The organism is Pseudomonas sp. H1_F01 (genome assembly GCF_054681425.1).
In genome coordinates, this window is record NZ_CP162823.1 from 3,910,027 (window position 1) to 3,932,457 (window position 22,431).

General features: G+C 62.7%; 24 protein-coding genes. 9 read left to right on the top strand and 15 right to left on the bottom strand.

Going from position 1 to position 22,431, the window contains the following annotated elements:
- Positions 1–7 precede the first annotated feature (7 nt).
- From AB4O09_RS17775 to AB4O09_RS17795, 5 genes are all read left to right on the top strand, one after another.
- Positions 8–811 carry a sulfite exporter TauE/SafE family protein gene (locus AB4O09_RS17775; RefSeq protein ID WP_013693151.1) on the top strand — a complete coding sequence of 268 codons (804 nt, stop codon included), beginning with the start codon at positions 8–10 and terminating at the stop codon, positions 809–811.
- Between the two features lie 40 nt (positions 812–851).
- Positions 852–1,286, top strand: a complete 435-nt coding sequence (locus AB4O09_RS17780) for a YeeE/YedE family protein (RefSeq protein WP_003201134.1) — start codon at positions 852–854, stop codon at positions 1,284–1,286.
- A gap of 2 nt (positions 1,287–1,288) precedes the next feature.
- Positions 1,289–1,708, top strand: a complete 420-nt coding sequence (locus tag AB4O09_RS17785) for a DUF6691 family protein (RefSeq protein WP_003201132.1) — start codon at positions 1,289–1,291, stop codon at positions 1,706–1,708.
- Positions 1,709–1,721: 13 nt separating this feature from the next.
- On the top strand, positions 1,722–1,910 hold the full coding sequence (locus tag AB4O09_RS17790) for a YgaP family membrane protein (RefSeq protein WP_013693150.1): 189 nt from the start codon (positions 1,722–1,724) through the stop codon (positions 1,908–1,910).
- 96 nt (positions 1,911–2,006) lie between these two features.
- Positions 2,007–3,098 (top strand): ArsO family NAD(P)H-dependent flavin-containing monooxygenase, encoded by a 1,092-nt coding sequence (locus tag AB4O09_RS17795; protein WP_013693149.1) that lies wholly within the window; start codon positions 2,007–2,009, stop codon positions 3,096–3,098.
- Between the two features lie 46 nt (positions 3,099–3,144).
- Here the strand turns inward: AB4O09_RS17795 and AB4O09_RS17800 are convergent, their stop codons facing one another.
- The 7 genes from AB4O09_RS17800 to AB4O09_RS17830 are packed head-to-tail and all read right to left on the bottom strand — an operon-like array spanning position 3,145 to position 9,439.
- Positions 3,145–4,512: a sensor histidine kinase gene (locus tag AB4O09_RS17800; protein ID WP_003201126.1), complete on the bottom strand. Its 1,368-nt coding sequence runs from the start codon at positions 4,510–4,512 to the stop codon at positions 3,145–3,147.
- Positions 4,509–5,171 (bottom strand): response regulator, encoded by a 663-nt coding sequence (locus AB4O09_RS17805; protein WP_003201124.1) that lies wholly within the window; start codon positions 5,169–5,171, stop codon positions 4,509–4,511. Before AB4O09_RS17805 ends, AB4O09_RS17800 begins: the two co-directional genes overlap by 4 nt.
- Positions 5,172–5,182: 11 nt before the next feature.
- A complete protein-coding gene (locus AB4O09_RS17810; RefSeq protein WP_003201121.1) occupies positions 5,183–5,827 on the bottom strand; it encodes a tetratricopeptide repeat protein in 645 nt (214 codons plus the stop codon).
- Complete coding sequence (locus AB4O09_RS17815) at positions 5,824–6,633, bottom strand: SDR family oxidoreductase (RefSeq protein WP_053162455.1); 810 nt, start codon at positions 6,631–6,633, stop codon at positions 5,824–5,826. The genes AB4O09_RS17810 and AB4O09_RS17815 overlap by 4 nt, the downstream gene beginning before the upstream one ends.
- A complete protein-coding gene (locus AB4O09_RS17820; RefSeq protein WP_003201118.1) occupies positions 6,620–7,294 on the bottom strand; it encodes a TenA family transcriptional regulator in 675 nt (224 codons plus the stop codon). The genes AB4O09_RS17815 and AB4O09_RS17820 overlap by 14 nt, the downstream gene beginning before the upstream one ends.
- Entirely contained in the window at positions 7,291–8,772 is a 1,482-nt protein-coding gene (locus tag AB4O09_RS17825) for an AMP-binding protein (RefSeq protein WP_363806663.1), read from the bottom strand. The genes AB4O09_RS17820 and AB4O09_RS17825 overlap by 4 nt, the downstream gene beginning before the upstream one ends.
- Positions 8,762–9,439, bottom strand: coding sequence for a thermostable hemolysin (locus AB4O09_RS17830; RefSeq protein WP_003201114.1), 678 nt, complete (start codon positions 9,437–9,439; stop codon positions 8,762–8,764). Before AB4O09_RS17830 ends, AB4O09_RS17825 begins: the two co-directional genes overlap by 11 nt.
- A gap of 244 nt (positions 9,440–9,683) precedes the next feature.
- On the opposite strand from AB4O09_RS17830, the gene AB4O09_RS17835 reads away from it, so the two are divergent.
- Positions 9,684–11,390 (top strand): amidase, encoded by a 1,707-nt coding sequence (locus tag AB4O09_RS17835; RefSeq protein ID WP_460108423.1) that lies wholly within the window; start codon positions 9,684–9,686, stop codon positions 11,388–11,390.
- Between the two features lie 50 nt (positions 11,391–11,440).
- Here the strand turns inward: AB4O09_RS17835 and AB4O09_RS17840 are convergent, their stop codons facing one another.
- The gene (locus tag AB4O09_RS17840; protein ID WP_460107278.1) at positions 11,441–12,295 is read right to left on the bottom strand and encodes a LysR family transcriptional regulator; all 855 of its coding nucleotides are present in this window, start codon (positions 12,293–12,295) and stop codon (positions 11,441–11,443) included.
- Positions 12,296–12,369: 74 nt separating this feature from the next.
- On the opposite strand from AB4O09_RS17840, the gene AB4O09_RS17845 reads away from it, so the two are divergent.
- Positions 12,370–13,326: a DMT family transporter gene (locus AB4O09_RS17845; protein ID WP_003201108.1), complete on the top strand. Its 957-nt coding sequence runs from the start codon at positions 12,370–12,372 to the stop codon at positions 13,324–13,326.
- 90 nt (positions 13,327–13,416) lie between these two features.
- The gene (locus AB4O09_RS17850; protein WP_003201106.1) at positions 13,417–13,815 is read left to right on the top strand and encodes a VOC family protein; all 399 of its coding nucleotides are present in this window, start codon (positions 13,417–13,419) and stop codon (positions 13,813–13,815) included.
- Positions 13,816–13,979: 164 nt separating this feature from the next.
- On the opposite strand, the gene AB4O09_RS17855 is transcribed toward AB4O09_RS17850, so the two are convergent.
- Together AB4O09_RS17855 and AB4O09_RS17860 are read right to left on the bottom strand one after the other, a co-directional pair.
- On the bottom strand, positions 13,980–14,204 hold the full coding sequence (locus AB4O09_RS17855) for a hypothetical protein (RefSeq protein WP_123350860.1): 225 nt from the start codon (positions 14,202–14,204) through the stop codon (positions 13,980–13,982).
- Positions 14,205–14,484: 280 nt separating this feature from the next.
- Positions 14,485–14,832 carry a carboxymuconolactone decarboxylase family protein gene (locus tag AB4O09_RS17860; RefSeq protein ID WP_003201101.1) on the bottom strand — a complete coding sequence of 116 codons (348 nt, stop codon included), beginning with the start codon at positions 14,830–14,832 and terminating at the stop codon, positions 14,485–14,487.
- A 110-nt stretch (positions 14,833–14,942) separates the two neighbouring features.
- On the opposite strand from AB4O09_RS17860, the gene AB4O09_RS17865 reads away from it, so the two are divergent.
- Positions 14,943–15,866, top strand: coding sequence for an AraC family transcriptional regulator (locus AB4O09_RS17865; RefSeq protein WP_013693143.1), 924 nt, complete (start codon positions 14,943–14,945; stop codon positions 15,864–15,866).
- A gap of 3 nt (positions 15,867–15,869) precedes the next feature.
- Here the strand turns inward: AB4O09_RS17865 and AB4O09_RS17870 are convergent, their stop codons facing one another.
- The 5 genes from AB4O09_RS17870 to AB4O09_RS17890 form a co-directional block, all read right to left on the bottom strand.
- Complete coding sequence (locus AB4O09_RS17870) at positions 15,870–16,775, bottom strand: LysR family transcriptional regulator (RefSeq protein ID WP_003201098.1); 906 nt, start codon at positions 16,773–16,775, stop codon at positions 15,870–15,872.
- On the bottom strand, positions 16,775–17,695 hold the full coding sequence (locus AB4O09_RS17875) for a LysR family transcriptional regulator (RefSeq protein ID WP_003201095.1): 921 nt from the start codon (positions 17,693–17,695) through the stop codon (positions 16,775–16,777). The genes AB4O09_RS17870 and AB4O09_RS17875 overlap by 1 nt, the downstream gene beginning before the upstream one ends.
- Positions 17,696–17,773: 78 nt before the next feature.
- The gene (locus AB4O09_RS17880; RefSeq protein WP_003201089.1) at positions 17,774–18,403 is read right to left on the bottom strand and encodes a glutathione S-transferase family protein; all 630 of its coding nucleotides are present in this window, start codon (positions 18,401–18,403) and stop codon (positions 17,774–17,776) included.
- Between the two features lie 135 nt (positions 18,404–18,538).
- Positions 18,539–20,593: a 2Fe-2S iron-sulfur cluster-binding protein gene (locus tag AB4O09_RS17885; RefSeq protein ID WP_038856975.1), complete on the bottom strand. Its 2,055-nt coding sequence runs from the start codon at positions 20,591–20,593 to the stop codon at positions 18,539–18,541.
- 199 nt (positions 20,594–20,792) lie between these two features.
- The gene (locus AB4O09_RS17890) at positions 20,793–22,400 is read right to left on the bottom strand and encodes an ATP-binding response regulator (RefSeq protein WP_460108426.1); all 1,608 of its coding nucleotides are present in this window, start codon (positions 22,398–22,400) and stop codon (positions 20,793–20,795) included.
- Positions 22,401–22,431: the final 31 nt, after the last annotated feature.

A 22,431-nucleotide genomic window follows, 5' to 3' on the forward strand; every position in this document is an offset into this window, starting at 1 on the left:
GACCGAGATGATTACCGTCCTGGTACTGGGTTTTACGGTGGGCGTGATCCTGGCGCTGACCGGTGCCGGCGGCGGCATACTCGCCGTCCCGTTCCTGGTTTTTGGCGTGGGCTTGAGCATGGCCGAAGCCGGGCCCATTGGATTGCTGGCGGTGGGCCTGGCCGCCACCCTGGGCGCCGTGATGGGCCTGCGCAATGGCATCGTGCGCTACAAGGCTGCACTGGTGACGGCCAGTGCGGGGGTCATCTGTTCGCCGCTGGGCCTTTGGTTGGCGCAGCGCACGCCCAACCGTCCGCTGACGATCCTGTTTGCCTTGTTGCTGATGTACGTGGCGTTCCGGGCATTGCAAAAATCATTGCCCTCTCATGTCAGAGCAAAGGCATCCGAAACACGCAAACCGCCGCCCTGTGTCCTGGACGAAAATCGCGGCAAGCTGAACTGGACCGGCCCTTGCGCGTGGGCGCTCACGGCTTCGGGCATGGTCGCTGGGGTGCTTTCCGGACTGCTCGGCGTGGGCGGTGGTTTCGTCATGGTTCCGGCGCTCCAGCGGTACACCAATTTGACCACGCAGTCGGTGCTCGCCACGTCGCTGACCGTCATCGCTTTGGTTTCCATGTCAGGGGTGCTGGCGAGTTCGGCGATGGGCCACCTGCAATGGCCCATAGCGCTACCCTTTTCCATGGGGGCCATCGTCGGCATGCTCGGCGGGCGCCTGGTCGCCGCGAGGTTGCCGGAACCCTATCTGCAAAGAGGCTTTGCCCTGGTGTCGACGCTGGTAGCGGTCGCCCTGCTGGTAAAGGTCCTGGGTTGAAACCAGATGGAATATCAACGATGTGTAGCGGAGAACGCTGATGAATATTGACTGGCTCAACTTTACGCCGTGGGCATCCCTGGCCGGCGGCATGTTGATTGGCTTGGCGGCCAGCCTGTTCGTGGTCGCCAACGGCCGGATCGCCGGCATCAGCGGGCTGATCGGCAGCCTCTTGCAACGTGGCAGCGAAGGGCTGGGCGAGAAGGCCCTGTTTCTCCTGGGCCTGCTTGTCGCGCCGCTGTTATGGGGCGTGTTTGCCACCTTGCCGCCGATCGAGTTCCAGAACGGCTGGCTCGGCCTCACCGTCGCCGGCCTGTTAGTGGGGGTCGGCACTCGTTACGGTTCGGGCTGCACCAGTGGCCATGGCGTGTGTGGCCTATCGCGCCTTTCACCGCGCTCGATGGTCGCCACCGCGTGTTTCATGCTCAGCGGTTTCGCCACGGTATTTGTCCTGCGTCACGTGATAGGGGTTTGAACATGCGCAAACTGACGGCATTCATCGCTGGCCTGCTCTTTGGCTTCGGGCTGCTCCTGGCAGGCATGGCCAACCCGAAAAAGGTGTTGGGATTTCTAGATCTGGCCGGCACCTGGGACCCGTCCCTGGCGCTGGTGATGATCGGAGCGATTGGCACCGCCATCGCCCCCCTGGCCTGGGCGCGCCAACAGACTCAGTCGCTGCTGGGCAGCCCCATGCAGTTGCCGGTCAAGCGAGAACTGGACCCACGCCTGATCGGTGGCAGCCTGGTGTTTGGTATCGGCTGGGGCATCGCCGGCATCTGCCCTGGCCCTGCCGTGGCCATCCTGCTGACCGGACACTGGCAAGCCTTTGTGTTCATGCTGGCCATGTTGGCGGGCATGTTGTTGTTCTCCGCGCTGGAAACCCGGCGCGTCCATTGATCGGGAGATTGTCATGAAAGCCAACATTGGAACCATTGACCGGGGCGCACGTATCGCTGTGGGGCTTGTCCTCATCATCCTCAGCCTGACGGGCTTGATCGGCGCGTGGGGTTGGATCGGCCTCGTGCCGTTGGCCACCGGTTTCATGCGCTTCTGCCCGATCTATTCGTTGTTGGGCATCAAGACCTGCAAACATAGCTGAGAGGCGCAATGGCCGTTCTTTTGGAACGGCCATTGAACCTTGCCAGTCACCCTTGGAGTCCTGCAACAGGCTTGCTCAACCAAAGGATTCGCCGTCATGCCCCGCTCACAGCCCGATACATTTGACGTAGTCATCATCGGTGGCGGCCAAGCGGCCTTGGCGGTGGCCTATTTCCTGCGGCGTACGCCTCTGTCGTTCGTCATCCTCGACGCCCAGGAAGAACCCGGTGGTGCCTGGCGGCATGGCTGGAACTCGCTACGACTCTTTTCCCCGGCGACCTGGAGTTCGATCCCCGGCTGGATGATGCCCCCCACACAAAATGGCTATCCGTCACGAAACCACGTGATCGACTACCTCAAGCAGTATGAACAGCGCTATCGATTTCCCGTGGTACGGCCGGTACAGGTCACCCGTGTGGAACCCACGGAAACGGGTTTGCGCGTCCATTCCCGGGACAGGCAATGGGACGCACGGGTCGTGGTCAGCGCAACGGGTACCTGGAGCAACCCCTACATCCCTCGCTACCCTGATGCGGCCTTGTTCGCCGGCCAGCAACTGCATTCGGCGGACTATGTCGAGGCGTCCCCTTTCGCTGGCAAGAGAGTCCTGGTGGTGGGCGGCGGCAATTCAGGGGCGCAGATTCTGGCCGAGGTGTCGAAAATCGCCGAGACTACTTGGGTCACTCCCGTCGAGCCACTGTTCCTTCCCGACGAAGTGGATGGGCGCGTGTTGTTCGAGCGCGCCACCGAACGCTGGAAGGCCCAACAGGAAGGTCGCGTCATCGACCAACCCGTGGGAGGGTTGGGTGACATCGTCATGGTGCCGCCGGTGGTCGAGGCTCGTGAACGCAACGTCCTTCAGTCTGTCAGGCCTTTCGAGCGTTTTACCCGCAACGGCGTGATCTGGGCCGACGGCCGCGAATCAGCAGTGGACGTGGTGATCTGGTGCACCGGGTTCAGGCCCGCCCTGCAGCACCTTGATACGCTGGGAGTGCTCAACAACGACGGCCGTGTGGAAGTCGAGGGCACCCGCTCGATACAAGAGCCCAGGCTGTGGCTGGTCGGCTACGGCGAGTGGACGGGGTCGGCTTCCGCCACCCTGATCGGCGTTACACGCACGGCACGCAGCACGGTCGACGAGATAGTCGCCTTTCTCGCCGAACAATCCACGGCCGATACGCCGGCTTGAGCCCACCACCAGGGGCTGGCCACCTGTCATGGCGTCGAGAAACCGCTTAGAAGCGCCCTATTTCCAAGGTCGCGCACAGCCCACCCTCGGTGCGATTTTCCAAGCGAATGCGCCCTCCCAGACGATCCGCGATGGTGCGCACGATCGTCAGGCCCAGCCCAGCCCCCTGGTCATTGCCGCGGCTGTAGAACCGCTCGAAGAGCCGCTCACGCTCGGTCTCGTCGATACCCGGCCCCTGGTCTTCGACTGACAGCTCGTAGTGATCGCCCTTCCTGGCCAGGCGTACGGTGATCGTGCCGTTGGCCGGCGAAAAATTGGCCGCGTTGGTCACCAGGTTGTTCAAGGCGATGTCGATGGCCACGGGGTCGATTCGAACCGGGCCGATGTCATCGCTGACGTCCAGCACCGGCTCGAGTCCCTTGCTCAACAACCAGGGCGTCAGTTGAACCAGGCTCGCACGAACCGTGGCGGGCAGGTCGATGACCGCAGGCGTCGGAACACCTGCCTGCGGTTCGAGCCGCGCCATGGTCAGCAGTTGATTGACCAGGCGCGTAGTGCGATCGACGCCAGCGATCAGGTGCTCCAGGGACTCGCGCCGGCTTTGCTCGCTTCCCGCCTCCATCAGGTTCTGTGCATGCACCCGCAGCACGGCCAGGGGCGTACGCATTTCATGGGCGGCGTCGGCAATGAAACGCCGCTCACGGCCCATCACCTCCTGGATCTGCGCCAAGACGCGGTTGAGCGCCGCCTGCATGGGCTCAAGCTCCGTAGGGAGCGGCATCATTTGCAGGGGTTCCAGTGAGCCGGGATGCCTGGCGCGCAACTTCGCCGCCATATCGACCAGGGGTTTGAGCCCCCAGCCGATGGCCAGCCAGATCACTGCGGCAAGCACCACGCTGCCGATCAGGTTGGGCACGACAGTGTGACGAACAATGCGATCGACCAGGTCGGCACGCACGTCGTCGCGCTCGCCCACCCAGATCTTCAAGCCGTATTGCGCATCGTCCAGGACGAACGCCCGCCACTTACGGTTCTTCTGGTCCACGACCTCACTGAAACCGGGCGCGCCCGGCGGTGAGGTGAACGAGGGTGCGCTGGAGGTATGAACCAGCACCGAACCTTGTGAGTTCCAGACTTGAAAAGCAATCTTGCTTTCATAGGGATGGCCATCGACCCTGGGAACCGCCTGCCCCAGCGCCGAATTGAACGCCTGATACAGCTCGGCGTGTTCCTTGCTCGCCATCGGCATGCGCATCACGCCCTGCAACAGCCGGGCATTCTGCGCCAACTGGGCATCGTAGACCTCGGCGATTTCGTGGTTGCTGTCATGCAGGTTGAATACGGTGATGATCAACAGGCCAAGGAACAGCAGGCCGAGGATCAACGTGAGGGTACGACGCCGGATCGAACTCATCGACGCTCCTCCACCAGGTAACCGACACCGCGGATGGTGCGGATCAGGTCGGTGGAGAATTTCTTGCGCAGGTGATGGATGTGCACTTCCAGCGTGTTGCTCTCGGCCTCCTCGCTCCAGCCGTAGAGCAGCTGCATCAGATGATCGCGGGTCATGACTCGGCCCGGCGGCGAGAGCAGCTCATGGAGCAGCTGATATTCCTTGGGTGTCAGCGCCACCGGCTTGCCCTGGTAACTGACTTGCTGGGTACCGGGGTTCAGGCTGATACCGGCATGTTCGATCAACGCCTGGGCGCGGCCGGCGCTGCGGCGCAACAAGGCCCGTAGCCGGGCCTTGAGTTCCGCCAGATCGAAGGGCTTGACCAGATAATCATCGGCCCCGGCGTCCAACCCGGCGATGCGATCCTCGGTGGCATCGCGGGCGGTGAGGATCAGCACCGGCAGGTTGGAACCACTGTCACGCAAGCGCCGCAACACTTGCAGGCCGTCCATGCGTGGCAGGCCCAGGTCGAGCACCGCCAGGTCGAAGGTTTCACTGAGCAACGAATGCAAGGCGCTGCTGCCGTCCTGCACCCAGTCGACGGTATAACCTTCGCGACTCAGGGCCTGATGGATGCCCTCCCCCAAGGCCACGTCATCCTCGATCAGTAATAAACGCACATCCGCTCCTGTCAGTTCAGTTTCTTGTTCACATCCACCAGTAAAGCGTCGATCTCCTTGCGGCGCCCGGCATCGGCCGTTTCTCGACCTGGCCGCGGTGCTGCCTGCAAGGCTTTTTGCAGCGCTGCCTTGGCTTCGCTATAGCGCTTCTGACGGTAGAGGTGATCGCCCCAAAAGTACAGGCTGTCGATGCCGTTCGGGTTGAGTTGCAAAGCCTGCTGGAGCAATTGCTCGGCCTTGTCCGAATCGCCGAAACCCAGGGGCCAGCCCGGCACCCGGTCGTAGAGTGCGCCGAGGCTGGTGTAGGCCGAGCCTTGCAGGGCCTTGGGGTCCAGGGTCAGGGCTTTTTCCAGGTCGCCCTTGGCATCCTTGACCTTGCCCAGCGCGCCGATCCCACCCTTGGCACCGGCCCAACTGCTGTTGACGATGCCAGACCAGATCCACGCTTCGGCCACCGATTGGCGCTCCTGCTTGAACGCCGATGCCTGGACTGCGAGTTTTTCGAACGCATCGGCGCGTTGGCCTTCAGGCACTTCATATTGAATATGGGCCCAACTCTGCTGGATGTCGCCGAGACGTTGCTGGTCGGCCGCCTCCAACGCCCAGACGCTTTGGCTCAGGGTGCCGATCAACAGGCAAGCGAAGATTTTTTTCATGGCTTGAGGTGCTCGTTTTCGGGTTTGTGACTGAGACGGCGCACCAGTGGCAACTGCTTGCGCAGGCCACGGTCCACCAGGTTGGGCAGCAGGCTGTTGAGGCCGACGAAAAAGCGTTCGGGCCAGCCCAGATACAGCTCGCGTCGGTCGCCGATAATCGCGTGGATCACCGCCGCCGCCACGGTTTGCGGGTCGTCGACGTTGGCCTTGAGGGCTTGGTTGAGCGCATCGGCCGCCGGACTGTTCATCGAGGTACGGGTGGCCCGGGGCGCTACGTAGAGCACCCCGACACGGGTATCGGCCAACTCCCGGCGCAAGGCTTCGGAAAAACCGCGCAAGGCAAACTTGCTGGCGCAGTAGCTGGCGTATCCCGGGTAACCGATTGATCCATAGGTCGAGCCGACGTTGACCACCATCGCACTGTCAGCTTGCTTGAGCAGCGGCAAGAGCAGTTTGGTCAGGCAGATCGGCGCGCTGATGTTCAGCGCCAGCATGGCGTTGATCTCGCTGTCGTCGAGTTGCTCGAGCATGGCGAAGTGGTTCACGCCGGCCGCATTGATCAGCAGGTTGATGCCGCCCTGGGCTTCGGCGGCGACCAGCACTTTGCGCCGGTCAGCGAGGAAGGTCAGGTCGGCTTCGACCCAGCTCAAGTGCTGCGGATACTGCTCCAGCAACGGCTGCAAGGCTTCGCGATGCCTGGCCACGGCCAGGACCCGCGCGCCACTGGCACACAGGGCGGCGGCGATGGCCTGGCCAATTCCGCCGCTGGCACCGGTCAGCACGACACGCGCATCACACAAGCGCATGTTCATGCTCCCCGTCGCGCGGCAGGCCGCGGAACATGTCGGTGTACAACCGGTACACAACCTTGGAGGCATGGATCACCGCAGCCTGGTCCGCCGGATCGTCCAGGCGGTTCATCAGGCCGCGATAGGTCTGCATATGCTCGATGTCGAGCGATCCATGGGAACTGAGGTAGCTGAACGCCGTGGGCGGCAATTCCAGGCGCTCGCGGATGCTGTCGGCGGCATGGGTCGCCAGGGCGATACTGGTGCCCTCCAGCACATTGACCATGCCGAACAGGCCTACCGGGTTGCCTCGGGCGATCAAGTCGTAGAGGTAACTGACCATCAGCTCGATGGGCAACGAGGGCTGGCCGTTGCGCACCGCTTCCTTATCGCCACCGCACACGGCAATGTCATCCAGCACCCATTGCTCGTGGCCGTACTCTTCGTCGATGTATTCGCACACGGCCTTGCGCAGCCATTCCAGGTGCGTCGGCAGCCGCGCCCCGCACGCCATCATCAACGGTACGGTATGGCGCACGTGGTAATACGCCTGGATCAGGAAGCCCCGGTAACTGGCCAGGCTGACCTGGCCGTTGAGGGCGTCACGAATGATCGGCAGATTGAACAGGGTCTGGCGTTCTTGCTGGGTGGCTTCTTGCAACGTGTCAAAAAAACTCATGATGGGGATTCCTCGGACAAGACAGATGAAGTGAGCTGCGCGCGGTAATGCTCGACGATGGCCTCCCGGCGTGGCCGGCCATTAGCGGTGAGCATGCCGTTGGCAGCGCTGAAGGGTTGGTCCAGGCGCGTCCAGTGATGGACCCGCGCGTAATCGGGCAGCGTGTCGTTGGCCTTGGCCACGGCCAGCTCCAGCGTTTGATCCGTGCAGTCGGCCCGGGCGGGCCAGAGCAGTGCATGGTTGTGCGGCATGGCTTCGCCATAGACAAAGGCCTGGGCAATGTCACCGCCCTGGGTGAGTTCGGCTTCAACCCATTCGGGGTTCACGTTGCGCCCGAAACTGGTCACGAACTGGTGCTTCTTGCGCCCGCGCAGGTAAAGAAAACCCTCTTCGTCGAACTCGCCCAGGTCGCCACTGGGCCACCATTCGCTGGTGTGCGGTGGCTCACCCAGGTAACCGAGCAGCGTCGAGCCCTTGATCAGGACTTCGCCGTCATCGGCCAAGCGGATCTCCACATGGGGCAGCGGCTGGCCGACACTGCCGGCACGGTGGGCCTGTGGCCGATTGAGGCAGACCACCGAGGCGCATTCCGACAGCCCATAGCCTTCAAACACCGGCAGGCCAACACGCTGGGCCCGCTGCAACAAATCGTGGGACACCCGTGCCCCGCCGACGGCAGCGAATCGCACGATGTGCGGGTTGAACATCTTCTGTTCGGCAGCCGTGACCAACATCAACAGCAACTGCGGAACCAGGATCAGGCTCTGCGCCCGACGCTCGGCCAGGCATCCCAGCAGACGCGTCGGGTCGACCCCACTGGCCCCCTGGATGCCGAGGGTCTTCTGGCTGGGCAGGCTCAGCATGGCACCGGCATACAACGCCGCGTAGCAACCAAGGTTTTCCAGCAGAATCGCCAGGGGCAGTAACGCCAGGTGATGCCTGGCCTCGACCGGTTGGCTGGCCTGCTCCAGTTCACGGGCCACCCGCAACAGGCTGTCGGCGCTCAGGCAGACGCCTTTGGGCGTGCCGGTGGTACCGGAGGTGAACGTCAGCTTGGCGGTGCCCACCGGCAGACGGCTCGGCCCGTCGAAGTGCCGCCGCCAGAACTCGCCACTGTGCTGGTAGCCAGCGGCTTGCAGCTCCGCCTCGAACGCAGGCTCGGCAATCACTCGCTCGGCCTGGCTCTGTTCCAGGCAGTGCCGACGTTGAGCCTGGCTGAAAAACCCGGGCAGGATGACGCAGGTGAGCCCTTCGAACAGTGCGGCAAGGTCCCAGAGCATCGCTTCGATGCCATTGTCCAGGGCCAGGGCGACCACGCTGATGTGTTCATCGCGCAGGCGTTGCTGGCGGTATACCACTTCGGAATAAAGCGTCGCGTAGTCGAGCTGCGAGCCGTCGCCCCACAGCGCCACGGCGTGGCCCCTGCGCTCGGCATGACCACGCAGGGTGCGCTTGAAGCGTTCCATTTCAGGCGACATGGCTGGTTTCTCCGAGGTCCGTCGGCAGCCCCAGACGATTGAACAGGCCGGTATTGCGCAGATGAATGAAACCGGCGCGGATGTTTCCGACATGAACCCACGGCTGGCTTTCGTAGTAGCGGCCCCAGAGATGGCGGTCCTCGCCGAGGCGCTGAGGGTCGGCCGGGCACAGCGTCACAGGCTTGAGACCCAGGCGATGGAAGCTGTTGACCAGGCCGATGTTGCCAGTGAACGCAACCCACTCCAGACCGCCCATGGCCAACAGATAAGTGATCGCGATGATGCTCAGCCGGGCGCTGCCCGTGTCGCTGGCGGCCAGATTGCCAACCTCGACGATGCCGGCGCGGTCCACCGGACGGTCAGCGGCGGCACTGATCAAGGGCTCGATGGGGCTGTCCAGATAACGTTCGAGGAACAGCGGCCCCTGTGCGGCGCGGCGCACGCCAGCGGCAGCGCAGAGCGTGCCGTGGACATCGTCGAGCCCGAACAGCTCCGGCATGAAGTGACGAATATCGGCACCGTGGACCTGGCGGAAACGCTGCTGGATGAACGCTTCGAACTCATCTCGCCGAGGTTGTCCCGGCAAAGCCCGGTGCAAGTGGCGAACCGGCGGGCCGGCATCGCCAAAGGCCAGCGGCAGGTGGATGTTCCAGTCGAAATCGGGCATGGGTCAACGTTCTCCCTCGGGCTATTGGGGGAAAGTATCGAGGTCGTTTCTTAACGAAGTCTGAAGGTGGAAAATTTTGGCTCGTTAGAGAGGCAGTTCGGTCAAACCTGAACTGCCCCTGATCGCTATTCCGTAGTACAGTGCGCAAGTCCGATAAATATCCACTTTGAGATGACCTGAAGTCTCAGGAGCAACTTCAATGGACCCGAACACCCCGCCATCCCTCTGCCGCGGCGCTAACAGCATGATCGAAATCACCGAAGCCTCCATTGCCCAATTGCGCGCTGCGCTGGAGTCGGGCCAGACAACGGCGGTGGCGCTTGTCCAGGCCTACCTTGCCAGGATCGATGCCTACGACGGCCCCGATACGCCCACAGCCCTCAACGCGGTGGTGGTGCGCAACCCCGATGCATTGAAAGAGGCCCAGGCCTCCGATGCCCGTCGGGCCAGCGGCCAGACCCTGGGGCCGCTCGACGGCATTCCCTATACGGCCAAGGACAGTTACCTGGTCAAGGGGCTCACTGCCGCTTCCGGCAGCCCGGCGTTCAAGGACCTGGTTGCTTATCGCGATGCGTTCACCATCGAGCGGCTTCGCGCCGCCGGCGCCATCTGCCTGGGCAAGACCAACATGCCGCCCATGGCCAACGGCGGCATGCAGCGCGGGGTGTATGGCCGTGCCGAAAGCCCGTACAACGGCGACTACCTCACCGCGCCCTTTGCCTCGGGCTCCTCGAACGGTGCGGGCACGGCAACTGCCGCCAGTTTCGCGGCGTTCGGCCTTGCCGAAGAAACCTGGTCGAGCGGACGCGGTCCGGCGTCGAACAACGGCTTGTGCGCGTATACGCCGTCGCGCGGCGTGATCTCGGTGCGTGGCAACTGGCCGTTGACGCCGACCATGGACGTCGTCGTGCCCTACGCCAGGACCATGGCCGACTTGCTCGAAGTGCTGGACGTGGTGGTCGCCGAGGACCTGGACACCCGTGGCGACCTGTGGCGCCTGCAACCCTGGGTGCCGATTCCGAGCGTCGACTCGGTTCGCCCGGCCTCGTATCCGAGCCTTGCCAGCCACCCAAGTGCGCTGGCAGGCGTTCGGTTCGGCGTTCCTCGGATGTACATCAACGCCGACCCTGAAGCGGGCACGGCCCAGGCCCCCGGCATCGGCGGCCCGACGGGGCAACGAATCATCACCCGCGCCTCGGTGATCGAGCTCTGGGAGCAAGCGCGCAAGGCGCTTGAGGCCTGTGGCGCCGAAGTGGTCGAGGTGGATTTCCCCCTGGTATCCAACTGCGAGGGCGATCGTCCTGGCGCACCGACGGTCTTCACCCGCGGCCTGGTTTCCAAGGAGTTCCTGCACCATGAGTTGTGGGACCTGTCGGCCTGGGCATTCGATGATTTCCTGCGGGCCAACGGCGATCCGAAGTTGAATCGCCTGGCCGACGTCGACGGACCGAAGATCTTCCCCCACGACCCGGGCACCCTGCCCAACCGGGAGGACGATCTGGCCGCCGGCATGGATGAGTACGTGAAGATGGCCCAGCGCGGCATCACGCCGTGGGACCAGATCCCGACCCTGCCTGACGGCCTGCGGGGGCTTGAAGAGACACGTCGAATCGATCTGGAAGACTGGATGGCGCGGCTGGGCCTGGACGCGGTGATCTTCCCGACCGTCGCCGACGTCGGGCCGGCGGATGCGGACATCAACCCGGCGTCTGCCGATATCGCCTGGAGCAACGGCGTCTGGGTCGCCAATGGCAACCTCGCCATCCGCCATCTGGGCGTGCCGACTGTCACGGTGCCGATGGGCGTCATGGCGGACATCGGCATGCCCGTCGGGCTGACGTTCGCTGGCCGCGCCTATGACGATTCGACGCTGTTGCGACTGGCTTCGGCGTTTGAATCGATTGGCTCCAAACGCCTGATCCCGCCGCGGACGCCGCCGCTGTCGGCTTGATCGTTTGGCGGGTTTGGTCTTGGGGCTGCGCAGCAGTCCCTGGACCGGCTCTACAGCCGGAAAGACTGTTGCATGGCACGGGAAAGCAGGTCCACGGCCTCATCGCCGTGTGACGCCTGCGCTCGCATGAACACCACCTCATGCTCCTGAATAACCGGCAGGCCTTCGAGGATCTGCATGGCGTCCGTCACCCGCGCGCGGTCTATCAGGCTGACCGCCAACCCTGCCTCCACACACGCCTTGACGGCCTGGTTGGAGGGGCTTTCCAGGACGACTCGGGTCCTGCGGCCGCTTTGCCTGAGGGCCTCCATCATCGCTTGCCGATAAGGGCATTGCGCCGCATGCACCGCCAGCGGCAGCGGCTCCATCGAGGCCACTGTTGTGTGGACCGGACCGACCCAGACCGGCGTGGTGGAAACCAGCACTTGCCCGCCAGCACTGACCTGCCCCTTCGGCTGCGCAACGACCGCTGCCTGGAGCTTGCCACGCTGGACCAGGTCACGTAGCGCGTAGCTGGGCGCGGTCTTGAGTTCCAGCACCACGTTGGGCCACCCGGCGGCGAAGGTCGGGAGGATGTCGCGAATGACATGTTCGGCGTATTCATCCGGCACCCCCAGCGTAATGCGTCCCGCCAGCCGGGTTCCGTGCAGATCGGCCAGCACCCGATCATGGGTGCTCAGCAGCTCCGTCGTCGCCACGAGCAGACGCTTGCCCAAGGCGGTGAGGGATACGGATTGATTGTCCCTGTTGAGCAAACGCCCGCCAGCGACCGCTTCCAGACGCTGAATATGCACACTGACCGCCGCCGGGCTTTTGTGCAGCTGTTCTGCCGCCGCACTGAATTTGCCGATCCGTGCCACCGCATGAAAGGTACGTATCAAGTCGATATCGAGTATGGCCGTCATGATTCAATCTTCGTGAAGAACTGATGCACTACATTTTGATTTATTAGATTACGCGGGTTTCGTAGCCTGTGGTCATGAACCCGACCAAATCGATGGACTGCCCTTCCCTGCCCAAGCCCGACTGGCACTGGCTGATTCCGTTGCCGTTGCTCGAGGCGGCGTTGCTGCTGACGTGGAGCTCCGGCTTCGTCGGCGCGCGTTTTTCCATTGATTACGCGCCAGCATTGCTGGTGGTGTTCTGGCGTTGCGTCGTGGTCACGCTCGTCCTGTTGCCCTTCGTCGCCAGAGCGCTGCGCCGAACCTCGCCCGTCGTGTTGTTGAAAAATGCCGGTATCGGCCTTCTGGCGATGGCGGGCTACCTGGCCGGTATCACCCAAGGCATTGCCCTGGGTGTGCCGGCGGGCCTGGCCGCGCTTGTCGCCGACCTGCTGCCGATGGGCCTGGCGCTGTTGGCTGCGGGTGTACTGCGGCAACGACTGGCCTGGCAGATCTGGGCCGGGCTGCTCATCGGCCTGCTCGGCGTCATGCTGGTGACCCAAGGCGCGCTGGCGTGGGGCAACGCGCCTTGGTGGGCCTATGGCCTGCCGCTGCTTGGCATGCTCTCGCTCGCTGTCGCGACCTTGTGGCAGAAATATCTCCCCCCCGCGCAATCGCTGGGTCTGTTGCCTAACCTGTGGCTGCAATGCTGCGTTTCGGGACTGGCCTTCGCCCTGGTCGAAGCCGCCCATGGCAGCCTCGCCCCGATACCCAGCACAGGCTTTGCACTGAGCGTATTGTGGACCGCGGGCCTGTCGACGATGGGCGGCTATGGGCTCTACTGGCTGTGCCTGCGCCGCGCAACCGCCACCCGGGTCGCCAGCGTCCTGTACCTCAGCCCGCCCATTACGATGCTCTGGGCGTGGGCCATGTTCAACGAGCCGCTTTCATGGCAAATGGTCTCGGGCATGGCGGTCTCCGGGATTGGCATCTGGCTGGTCGTCGGCACCGAAGCCCGGCAGGCCAGGCGCCGAGCGTCTGAGCCGGAGCGCTAACCGCCCGGACTTGGCAGCGCGATGATTCCTGTGGCAGCGTAGGCTGGAATTTCAAACAACCCTCGCGCCCACGGCAAAACGGTAGTCATCATGATCTCGCATGTTTTTCTAGGTATCGCCGATTTTGATCGCGCCTTCGGGTTCTATTCAAAGGTCATGGCCGGGCTGGGCCTGACATTGAAATTTAGCGACGCCCACAAAGGCTGGGCGGGCTGGATTGCCGAGCATTCACCGCGCCCGATCTTCGTGATTGGAAAACCCTTTGACGGCAAGGTGCACCAACCCGGCAACGGACAAATGGTAGCTCTGCTTGCCCCCAGCCGGGAAGCGGTGAGGAACAGCTACGCGACAGCGCTGGCACTGGGCGGGACGTGTGAGGGAGAACCCGGCTTGAGACCCCACTACCACCCTGATTATTACGGCGCCTACTTTCGAGATCTCGATGGCAACAAGCTTTGCGTCTGCTGCCATGATTCGGTGTCGACTTAGTCGATCGTAATGCATGGCCCGCTTTCGTTTTCTGCCTAGCCAATGTACGAATAAACAGCGAACTCAAACCCGTTGAACGGAAAAGTAGCGACCTCTTTCATCCCCATGTTCAAGTGCGCACGAAGCGACGCTTCATTGTTTGCGCCCTCGCCACGGGTTCTGCGTTAGCCGATCGGCGTTAGCTTCAGCACCCGCATCACCAAGGCGCCAGCCTTCGCCAGCAAAGTGCCGTGCGCGCGTTGCTGACACAGGTCGTTCGAGACGAAACCTGCGGACTCGCTTGCCAAGGCGCCCATCAATTGGGGCAACAGGAATCCGCTTTCGTGCTCCTGGTAAGTCGCAACGGAGGTATCGGGCCGAGGGTTGCCGGTGCAAGTCGTGTCGATCATGGGAATCTCCCGATGGATGGAGAACGCTGCGACGACCCGAAACGGTCAATCGCTTCTGGGATCAGTTTCACTGGCGGACGGTTTTTAGAGAATGTCCAGGAATTACATGACTTGATTGCGTAATCTGAAACAATCGCAGCTGACTGAACAAAAAAGGCTTACCGAGGTTTTGATATTTCGTTCCGAGAGGGGTGTTTTTTTGGTGTGTATATCCGTTGTTGCGGTAACGGCGGCTTATGGTTCCGCCCTTACCGCAGCAACGGATATGCCCCCATATAAATCACACCGGCGCTTTCAGCATGTCATACGCCTCAAGCGACCGCAGCGAGTAGATATAGGCCGCCCCCGCATTCAACGAAATAGCAGTTGCCAGGGCCGCGGCGACCTCCTCGCGACTCGCGCCGGCCTTGATCGCCGCGTCCGTGTGGGCGGCGATGCAACCGTCGCAGCGGGTAGTGACGGCGATGGCGATCGAGATCAGCTCGCGGGTCTTGGCATCGAGCACATTGTTTTCGCTGGCGGCTTCCCCTAGCGCCATATAGGCCTTGACCATTTTCGGGTTGCTGCGGCCCAGTGCGCCAAAGGCCTTCTGAATGGTGGGCAACAATTCGGACCAGTTATTGAACATGGCATTAACTCCTGAGTGGGTTGGGTGTACTGTTTTGACGCCCTCAGTTTTTCACCCTGGCGCCACTCGGGTTTGCTCAATGCGCTCAGTTTTTTTGGCGAAATGCTCAAATGAATGCGATCGATAAACTCATCAGCCTGGCCAACGTGCGCGGCAGCCTGGACCTGCGCTGTCAGTTCCAGGGCGACTGGGCCATGGATCACGGGCAGCAAGCCCTGGGCACAGCGCCCTATCACATCGTGCTGGCCGGCGAATGCCGCGTCGAGTTTGCCGATGGGCAGCGCTTGCCCATGCGTGCCGGTGACATCCTGCTGTTGCCGCGCGGTGCCCCTCACGTCATGCACAGCCCTGGCAAAACGGTAACGCCGACCTCCCCCCGAATCCTGACCGGGGGCACCTTGCCGATTCATCGCATTGGCGGCGCCAGCGCGGAGCTGGACATGCTTTGCGGAGGCTTTCACTTCAACCGGGCTTCGTTGCTGTTCGGCGCCTTGCCCGAATACCTGGTGATTCCCAGCGGCGCATTACCGGCCAATGGGCCGTTGCCGGCGCTGGTGGAGGTCATGCGCGCAGAAGCAGATGGGAATAAGGTCGGCGCGCGCTTCTTGCTCGATGCCCTGTCACAGGCGCTGTTCACCCTGATTCTGCGTGCGCATCTGGCCAGCCAGGGACAGGACAGCGGCTCGCTGGCCCTGCTCGGCGACAAGCGTCTGGGCCGGGCCTGGCAGGCAATGCTGGCGGACCCTGCGCACGAGTGGACCATCCAAGGCCTGGCGGACATCGCGAGCATGTCCCGGGCCAACTTCATGCGTGCATTTGTCAAGGTGGCCGGTGTCTCGCCGTGGGTGCTGTTGACGCAAGTCCGCATGGAGTTGGCCTTCAGCCTGCTCAGTCACTCACACTTGGGGCTGAGCGATATTGCCGTACAGGTCGGCTACCAATCCCAGGCCGCGTTCAGCAAGAAATTCAAGGAAGTCTTCGGTGAGGCGCCAGGCCGTGTGCGCCGCGGGATCCTGGGTCCACGCGCGAGCTGATATTCAAGAAACATCCGCTCGCAGCGCCGGGTGCTCGCGCAGGTGCTCGACGATGTAGTCCACGAAACTGCGCACGCGCATCGGCGCCTTGCGTCTTTCGCGGTAGACCACATGAACCGGTATCGAGGGCGGTTCATAGGGTTGCAGGACCCGGCGCAAGCGTCCGCTGTTCAGATAGTCGTACAGCGGATAGTTCAAGCAGCGCATCAACCCAGCCCCATGAGCCGCCGCGTCGATGGCCGCCTGCAGCGTGGCGCAACTGAGCCGCGTGCGTGCCTTGAGGCCGCTGGCCTGCTGCTGGAAAGGCCACTGGACCCAATCCTGGTTGGCCTGCGTGGCGATCAATCGATGATTGTGCAGATCCTGCGGCACAACCGGCTCACCATGAATCGCCAGGTAGCCAGGACTGGCGCAGACGAGCGAACGAACGCTGCCGACCGGTCGTGCGATCAATGAGCAGTTGGGCAGATTCCCCACCAACACCGCCACATCCAGCCCTTCCTCATGCATGTTCGGAAAACGATCGTGGTAGTGGGCAAATACCCTGATCTCGGGGTACTGATCCATGTAGCCGGCCAGCACCGGGGCCATGACATAGCGGCTGAACAGCAAGGGCAACAGGATCGTCAGGTTGCCTTGGGCCTGGACATGCCAGCCCTTGGCCGACGCCTCGGCCTCGTCAATCGCATTGAGGATCCGTGAACAGTCAGCCATGAAGCCGACCCCGGCTTCAGTCAGCACGACCCCGCGCGTGCTGCGTGACAGTAACTGCACACCCAGTCGCGCCTCCAGCCGAGCGATGGCACGCATCACGGTCGGTCCGGAAACGTTGAGGCGCTGGGCTGCCGAGGCGAGACTGGGGCACTGCGACAGCGCATGGAACATCAGCATTTCATGGTGGCGAGCCATCAGGCGATGCCTTTTACGACAGGCTTGAGCGTGACGTCGTCCCCCAACCGATCAGCGAGGAAGTCCACGAACGTGCGCACCTTGGCCGGCACTCGATTGCTCTTCTGATACACCACGTGAATCGGCAACGCTGGTGGCTCGAACGCCTTGAGCACTACCTCAAGCTCGCCGTCGGCGACCTGCCGGGCCACTTGATAGGACAAGACCCGGGTCACGCCCCAACCCTGGCAGGCGATGTTGATTGCCGCCTGATTAGCGGTCACCACCAGGCGTGGATCAAAGCGCAGGCTCAGCGAATTGGCTTCGTCCATGAACTGCCAGTGGCTCAGCAAATGACTGGCCGAAGACATCACGATATTGGCCTTGCTCAACTCGCCAGGATGGGTTGGCCGTCCGTGTCGCTGGAAATAGGCCGGGGCGCCACAAATCACCTGGCGCACTTCACCTACCTTGATGACGTGCTGATTGTTTTCCTGCAAATGGCCGATGCGGATCGCCACGTCGATGCCTTCGTCAGCGATGTTCACCACGCGGTCGACCAACAAGGCGTTGAGGTGTACCGAGGGAAATTGATCCAGGTAATCCGTCAGCAAAGGCGCGATGTACAGCTCGCCAAACAGCACCGGGGCGGTGACCGTCAGATACCCGCAGGGGATCGAATAGCTGCCGGCAGCGGCCTCCTCGGCTTCATCGAGCTCACTCAGGATCCGTCGACAATCCTCCAGGTAGCGCTGCCCCGCTTCAGTCAGGTACACATTGCGGGTGGTGCGCGACAACAGCTGGGTGCCAATCCGCTCCTCCATCGCCGCAATTGCGCGCGTCACGCTTGGCGGTGATATACGCAGTCGACGGGCGGCAGCGGCGAACCCTTCCTCCTCGGCAACCGCCATGAAAACCTGCATTTCCTGAAAGCGATCCATGGGCGATCCAGCCTTGAGGGCACGTGGCTTGAATGTACTTGCCGGAAGATGCCCCCCGGCAAGCACCTGCGGTGTGAATCAGGCTTGCTGCAAGCCCTTGGCGGTGCGTTGCATGCCGACGAAATTCGGCAAGGCTTCGATGCTGCCCAGCCAGGCCCGGACGTTCGGGTAGTCGGTCAGCGCGACGTTGCCTTCCGGCGCATGGGACACGTAAGTGTACGCGGCCACGTCCGCGATGGTCGGTTGCTCACCGGCCAGGAACCGGCTCTGCTCCAACTCCGTCTCCATCACCTTCAACAGGGCATGGGAACGCTTGATGGCGTCTTCGGCGTCATAGCCGGCGCCGAACACGGTGATCAACCGGGCGTTGGCCGGCCCCTGGTTGATCTGGCCCGCCGCCACCGACAGCCAGCGCTGCACCCGCGCCTGGGCAAGCGGATCGCTGGGCAGCCATTGCCCCTTGCCATACTTGGCCGCGAGGTAGACCAGGATCGCGTTCGAGTCGGCCAGGACGGTGCCGTTGTCGTCGATCACCGGCACCTGGCCAAAACTGTTGATGGCGAGAAACTCCGGAGTCTTGTGCTCACCTTTCATCAAGTCCACGAATATCAACTCGGTTGGCAAGCCAAGCAGCGAGAGCATCAGCTCGACACGATGGGCGTGCCCCGACAGCGGGTGGCGATAAAGTTTGATCGCTTTCTCAGACATGACGTACTCCATGTTGTTTTGGGCTCGAAGCGGTGATCGCGTCGATGGCGCTATCCTCTGCTCCTGCCCCGGACAGCGGAATAACCAGCTTCTACAATCCAGCATTTCATCCGGTGAAACAGTCAGGCGGTCAGCCTAGACCTCGAGCACCAACGGCTCGCTCCCCTGGGCCGGCACCGCGCAACAGATCAGCACCTCACCTTCACCAACCGGTTCGGCCGGCTGGCTCAGGTAATGCACCTGGCCGCGGCTCAAGCGAGTTTTGCAGGTGCCGCAGGAACCGCCGCGGCAACTGAATTCCGGATTAAGGCCGCGCGCTTCGGCCAGCTCCAGCAACGTCCCGCTGCCCGGCTCCCAACGTGCCTCCTTGCCGGAACTGGCGAACAAGACCTTCACCGCTTCACTCGCAGCCGGCACTTGCTCTGGCGCCGGCATGCTCACTTCGAGATCCCGCACGAGCGTTGAGGGCCCAAAGGTCTCCGCGTGGATGCGATCGTCAGGGATGCGCAGTTTGCGCAGCCCGTCGTACAGCGCCTGGGTAAAGCTGCCCGGCCCGCACAAATAGAAGTCGTAGTCGTTGAGCGGCAGCAGCTTCTTGAGCAGTTCCACATCGATCCTGCCGGTCAGGTCATAACCTTCAGCGCCTCCTCCATCAGTGGGTGGTTGGCTGACCATGCGCAGCACCTGCAGCTTGTCGCCGGCACGGGCGGCCAGTTCGTCGATCTCGTCACGGAAAGCCAGGTCGGCCACCGAGCGGGCGCTTTGCACCAGCCAGACCGGGCGCATGCGGCTGATGCGTTGGCCCTGGTAAACCACCTCGCGCAACATCGACAACAACGGTGTGATGCCCACGCCCGCTGCCAGCAAGACCAACGGACGTCGCTCGGTGGCCTGGACGGTGAAATGGCCCTGGGGCGCCCGCGCCTCAAGCTCGTGCAGCGCCTGCACCTGATCATGCAGGTGAGACGACACCGAACCATCGCGCTTGACGCTGATGCGCAAAAAATCATCCGACGGCGCACTGGATACGCTATAGGTCCGGATCGATGGCGCGTTCTGTCCTTCCAGCAAGATCCGCACCGGCAAATGTTGCCCGGCTTCAAACCGGGGCAAACCCAAGCCATCGCTTGCCTGCAAGTAGAACGAGCGAATGTTGTGGCTTTCATCCACCACCCGCGCGACCTGCAATGCACGCCAGCGGCTACGCAGCGCCTCGGCCTGCAAGCGCTCGGCGGCCTGCTCCCAGCTGCCGGTCATCATTGAATTGGGCGAGTCGCCTTCGTCCTGGTCCTTCCAGCGCAGGGCAATGGCCGCCGGGCGATACACGATGCGTTGCGGGGTAAAGCGCAACAGCCGCTCGGCGCCCTGGAACGCGCTGATCTCGGGGTCGTCCAGCAGGACTTGCGCCGAGCCGCTCATTTGCAGCAGATCGCCCGTCTGGAAATCGACGAACACCAGCCCGGCCCGCGGATTGAGCAGGATGTTGCCCAGCGTGTTGAAAAACAGGTTGCCGGAAAAGTCCGGAATGGTCAGCGATCCGTCTTCGTCCATGCGCACAAACCCCGGCTTGCCGCCACGGTGGGAAGCATCGACCTGCCGCTCGCCGTCGCGCACCACGTAGGTGGCGATATAGAACGAATCGGCCGCCGTCACCAGGCGCCGCACCAGTGGGTCGGACACGGTCAGTTGACGCGGCGCAACGGCCTGCGCGTCGACAAAGTGGTACTGGCGCAGGTTGATGTAGCGAGGGCAGTTGCCATACGCCTGGCTCACTGAAATCTCGAGCCCAGGGTCGAGCTGACGACGCACGACACCGTTCATGCGGTTGCGCCGGCGGGTGTGCAACTCGATCCCCAGCATCCCGATGGCATCGCCCTCGCCCATGCCCTCCTGGGCCGGGTCGTTCGGCTCAGGCTCGAGGTCGATGTGCAGGGTCTGCGGATCGGGCGAGTTCATGAAGCCTGGTTGCCCGGCGCGCAAGGTCGCCCAGACATCGCCTTGCCGATCCACCGCCCCCAGCACCACGAAAGGCAGTTGGGCGTAGAACTCCCGATGCTGGTCCGGCATCCACGTGCGCGCCAGTTGCCGTTGCCCGACACCGGCCATCATGTCGACTGCCCCGACGGAGCGCTGCAAGGCCAGCTCTCCTTCGTGCCAGGGCGAGGTTTTTGCTTGCAAGGCTTCGTCCATCAGCTACTCCTCGCGCTCGCAGCATGAACGCCTGCGCCAGTGCGCTACGGTTAGGGATTCTCCGCCATCGTTTGCACGGCTGTGCAAATGGCTGGACTCATCTTCTGCCCAAAGCGACGGCGCAGGAATACGCACAAACTGCAATCCACCGTTTCATAAAATGGAATGGTGGAAGCACGAGGCATGGCCCGAACGGAGGTCAGGTCCTGACGCTGGCAAAGTTCTTGGTCAGCTCGAGCAAGGTCGCCCGCAACTCCGGAGGCCGCACAGGCTTGGCCAGGATCGAGATGTTCATGTGGTGCAGCGCGTGGCGAATTCTTTCGATTTCATGGCCGGTCATGATCATGGCGGGGACTTCCCAACCCCGTTGCTCGCGAATCGCGGCGATGCATTCGGAACCGGAGACCTTCGTGCCCAGGTCGAAGTCGGCAATGATGATGTCGCAGTCGCTGGTCACGCCCACCCCGTCGATGTGGGTTTCCACTTCGCACCCCCACTTCTCCAATAGCGCGGATGTCGCCATCAGCACGTTGGCGTCATCCTCCACCAGGCACACCCGCAAGCCTTGCAAACGGCTATGGGTGGACACCGGCCTGTCCACCATCGCCCTTGGCGCAACCGTTTCCAGCCCCTGGATCATGGCGCGCGTGCCCTTGCCGAGCCGGGAGTCCAGCTGGATGTCCAGATTGATCAGGAGGCTGATTCGCTTGACGATGGACAACCCCAGGCCCAGCCCCTCGACGTCCTTGTCACGAACGTGGCGCACCCGATAGAACTCCTTGAACACCTCGGGCAGGTGTTCGGCGGCAATGCCCCGGCCCTTGTCGTAGATGACGATGGCCAGGCCGCTGCCTTTCGGCCGCACGCCGATCAACACTGGTTGGCCGGAGGCATATTTGAGCGTGTTGGAGACCAGGTTCTGCACCATGGTCGCCAACAGGCCGGCGTTGACATTGACCCAATGCCGGCAAGGCCGCAGGCGCAACTCGACACCGGCCCAGCGTGCGGCTTCGGTGTTCTGCTTGACCACATCTTGAAGCAACGCGCCCAGGTGTACAGGTTCGGCCTGCGGTTCAAGCTGCCCGTTATCGAGGGTGTAGATATCGAGGATCGAACGAAACAGCTGCGAGACGATGTGCAACGAGCGGTCGATGTTGTCCACCAGTCGCAACTCTTCCTGGCCCAACCGGGCATCGCGCAGGCAGGCGGTGAACAAGCCGATCGAGTGAATCGGTTGGCGCAAGTCGTGGCTGGCCTGGGCCAGGAAGCGGGATTTCTCCTGGTTCGCGGCAATCGCCTCCTCCGAAGCGATGCGGGTTCGGGTCAGCAGGATATGCGCGTAGGCGGGCACCACTATGGTGGTGACGATCAGCATCAGGAACACGTAGGGCTGACCACGCCAGAACGGCGTGAGCAGGAAGATCACCACCAAGGTAGCGAGAGCGATCAACGTCGCGGCAGCCAGGTAGCGCGAGCCGAAGCGCATGCCATTGCCCAACGTGACCCAGAGCAATGCGGCGTACACCGGTAGCAACCCCTCCCCACCCACGATCAAGGCGAAGGCGAGGCTTGCATAGTCGAGGGTCATGGCAAAAAGACGACGCAGGATGAAGTGCCCGGGCCAACGCTTGATCGCCATGCGCAGCGGGACCGCGACGCCGAAAAAAAAGGCCATGTACCACAGGATCGGTACATAGGTATCGAAGTCACTGGCCAGACAGGCCACCACAATGACGTAGAGTGAAGCACAGGCCCCGACCGTCAATCTCAAGGTAGCCTGATCAAGCTCGCTATTCTTTTCCGTCATAGTCACTGGATTATTCCAACATGAAAGGTTG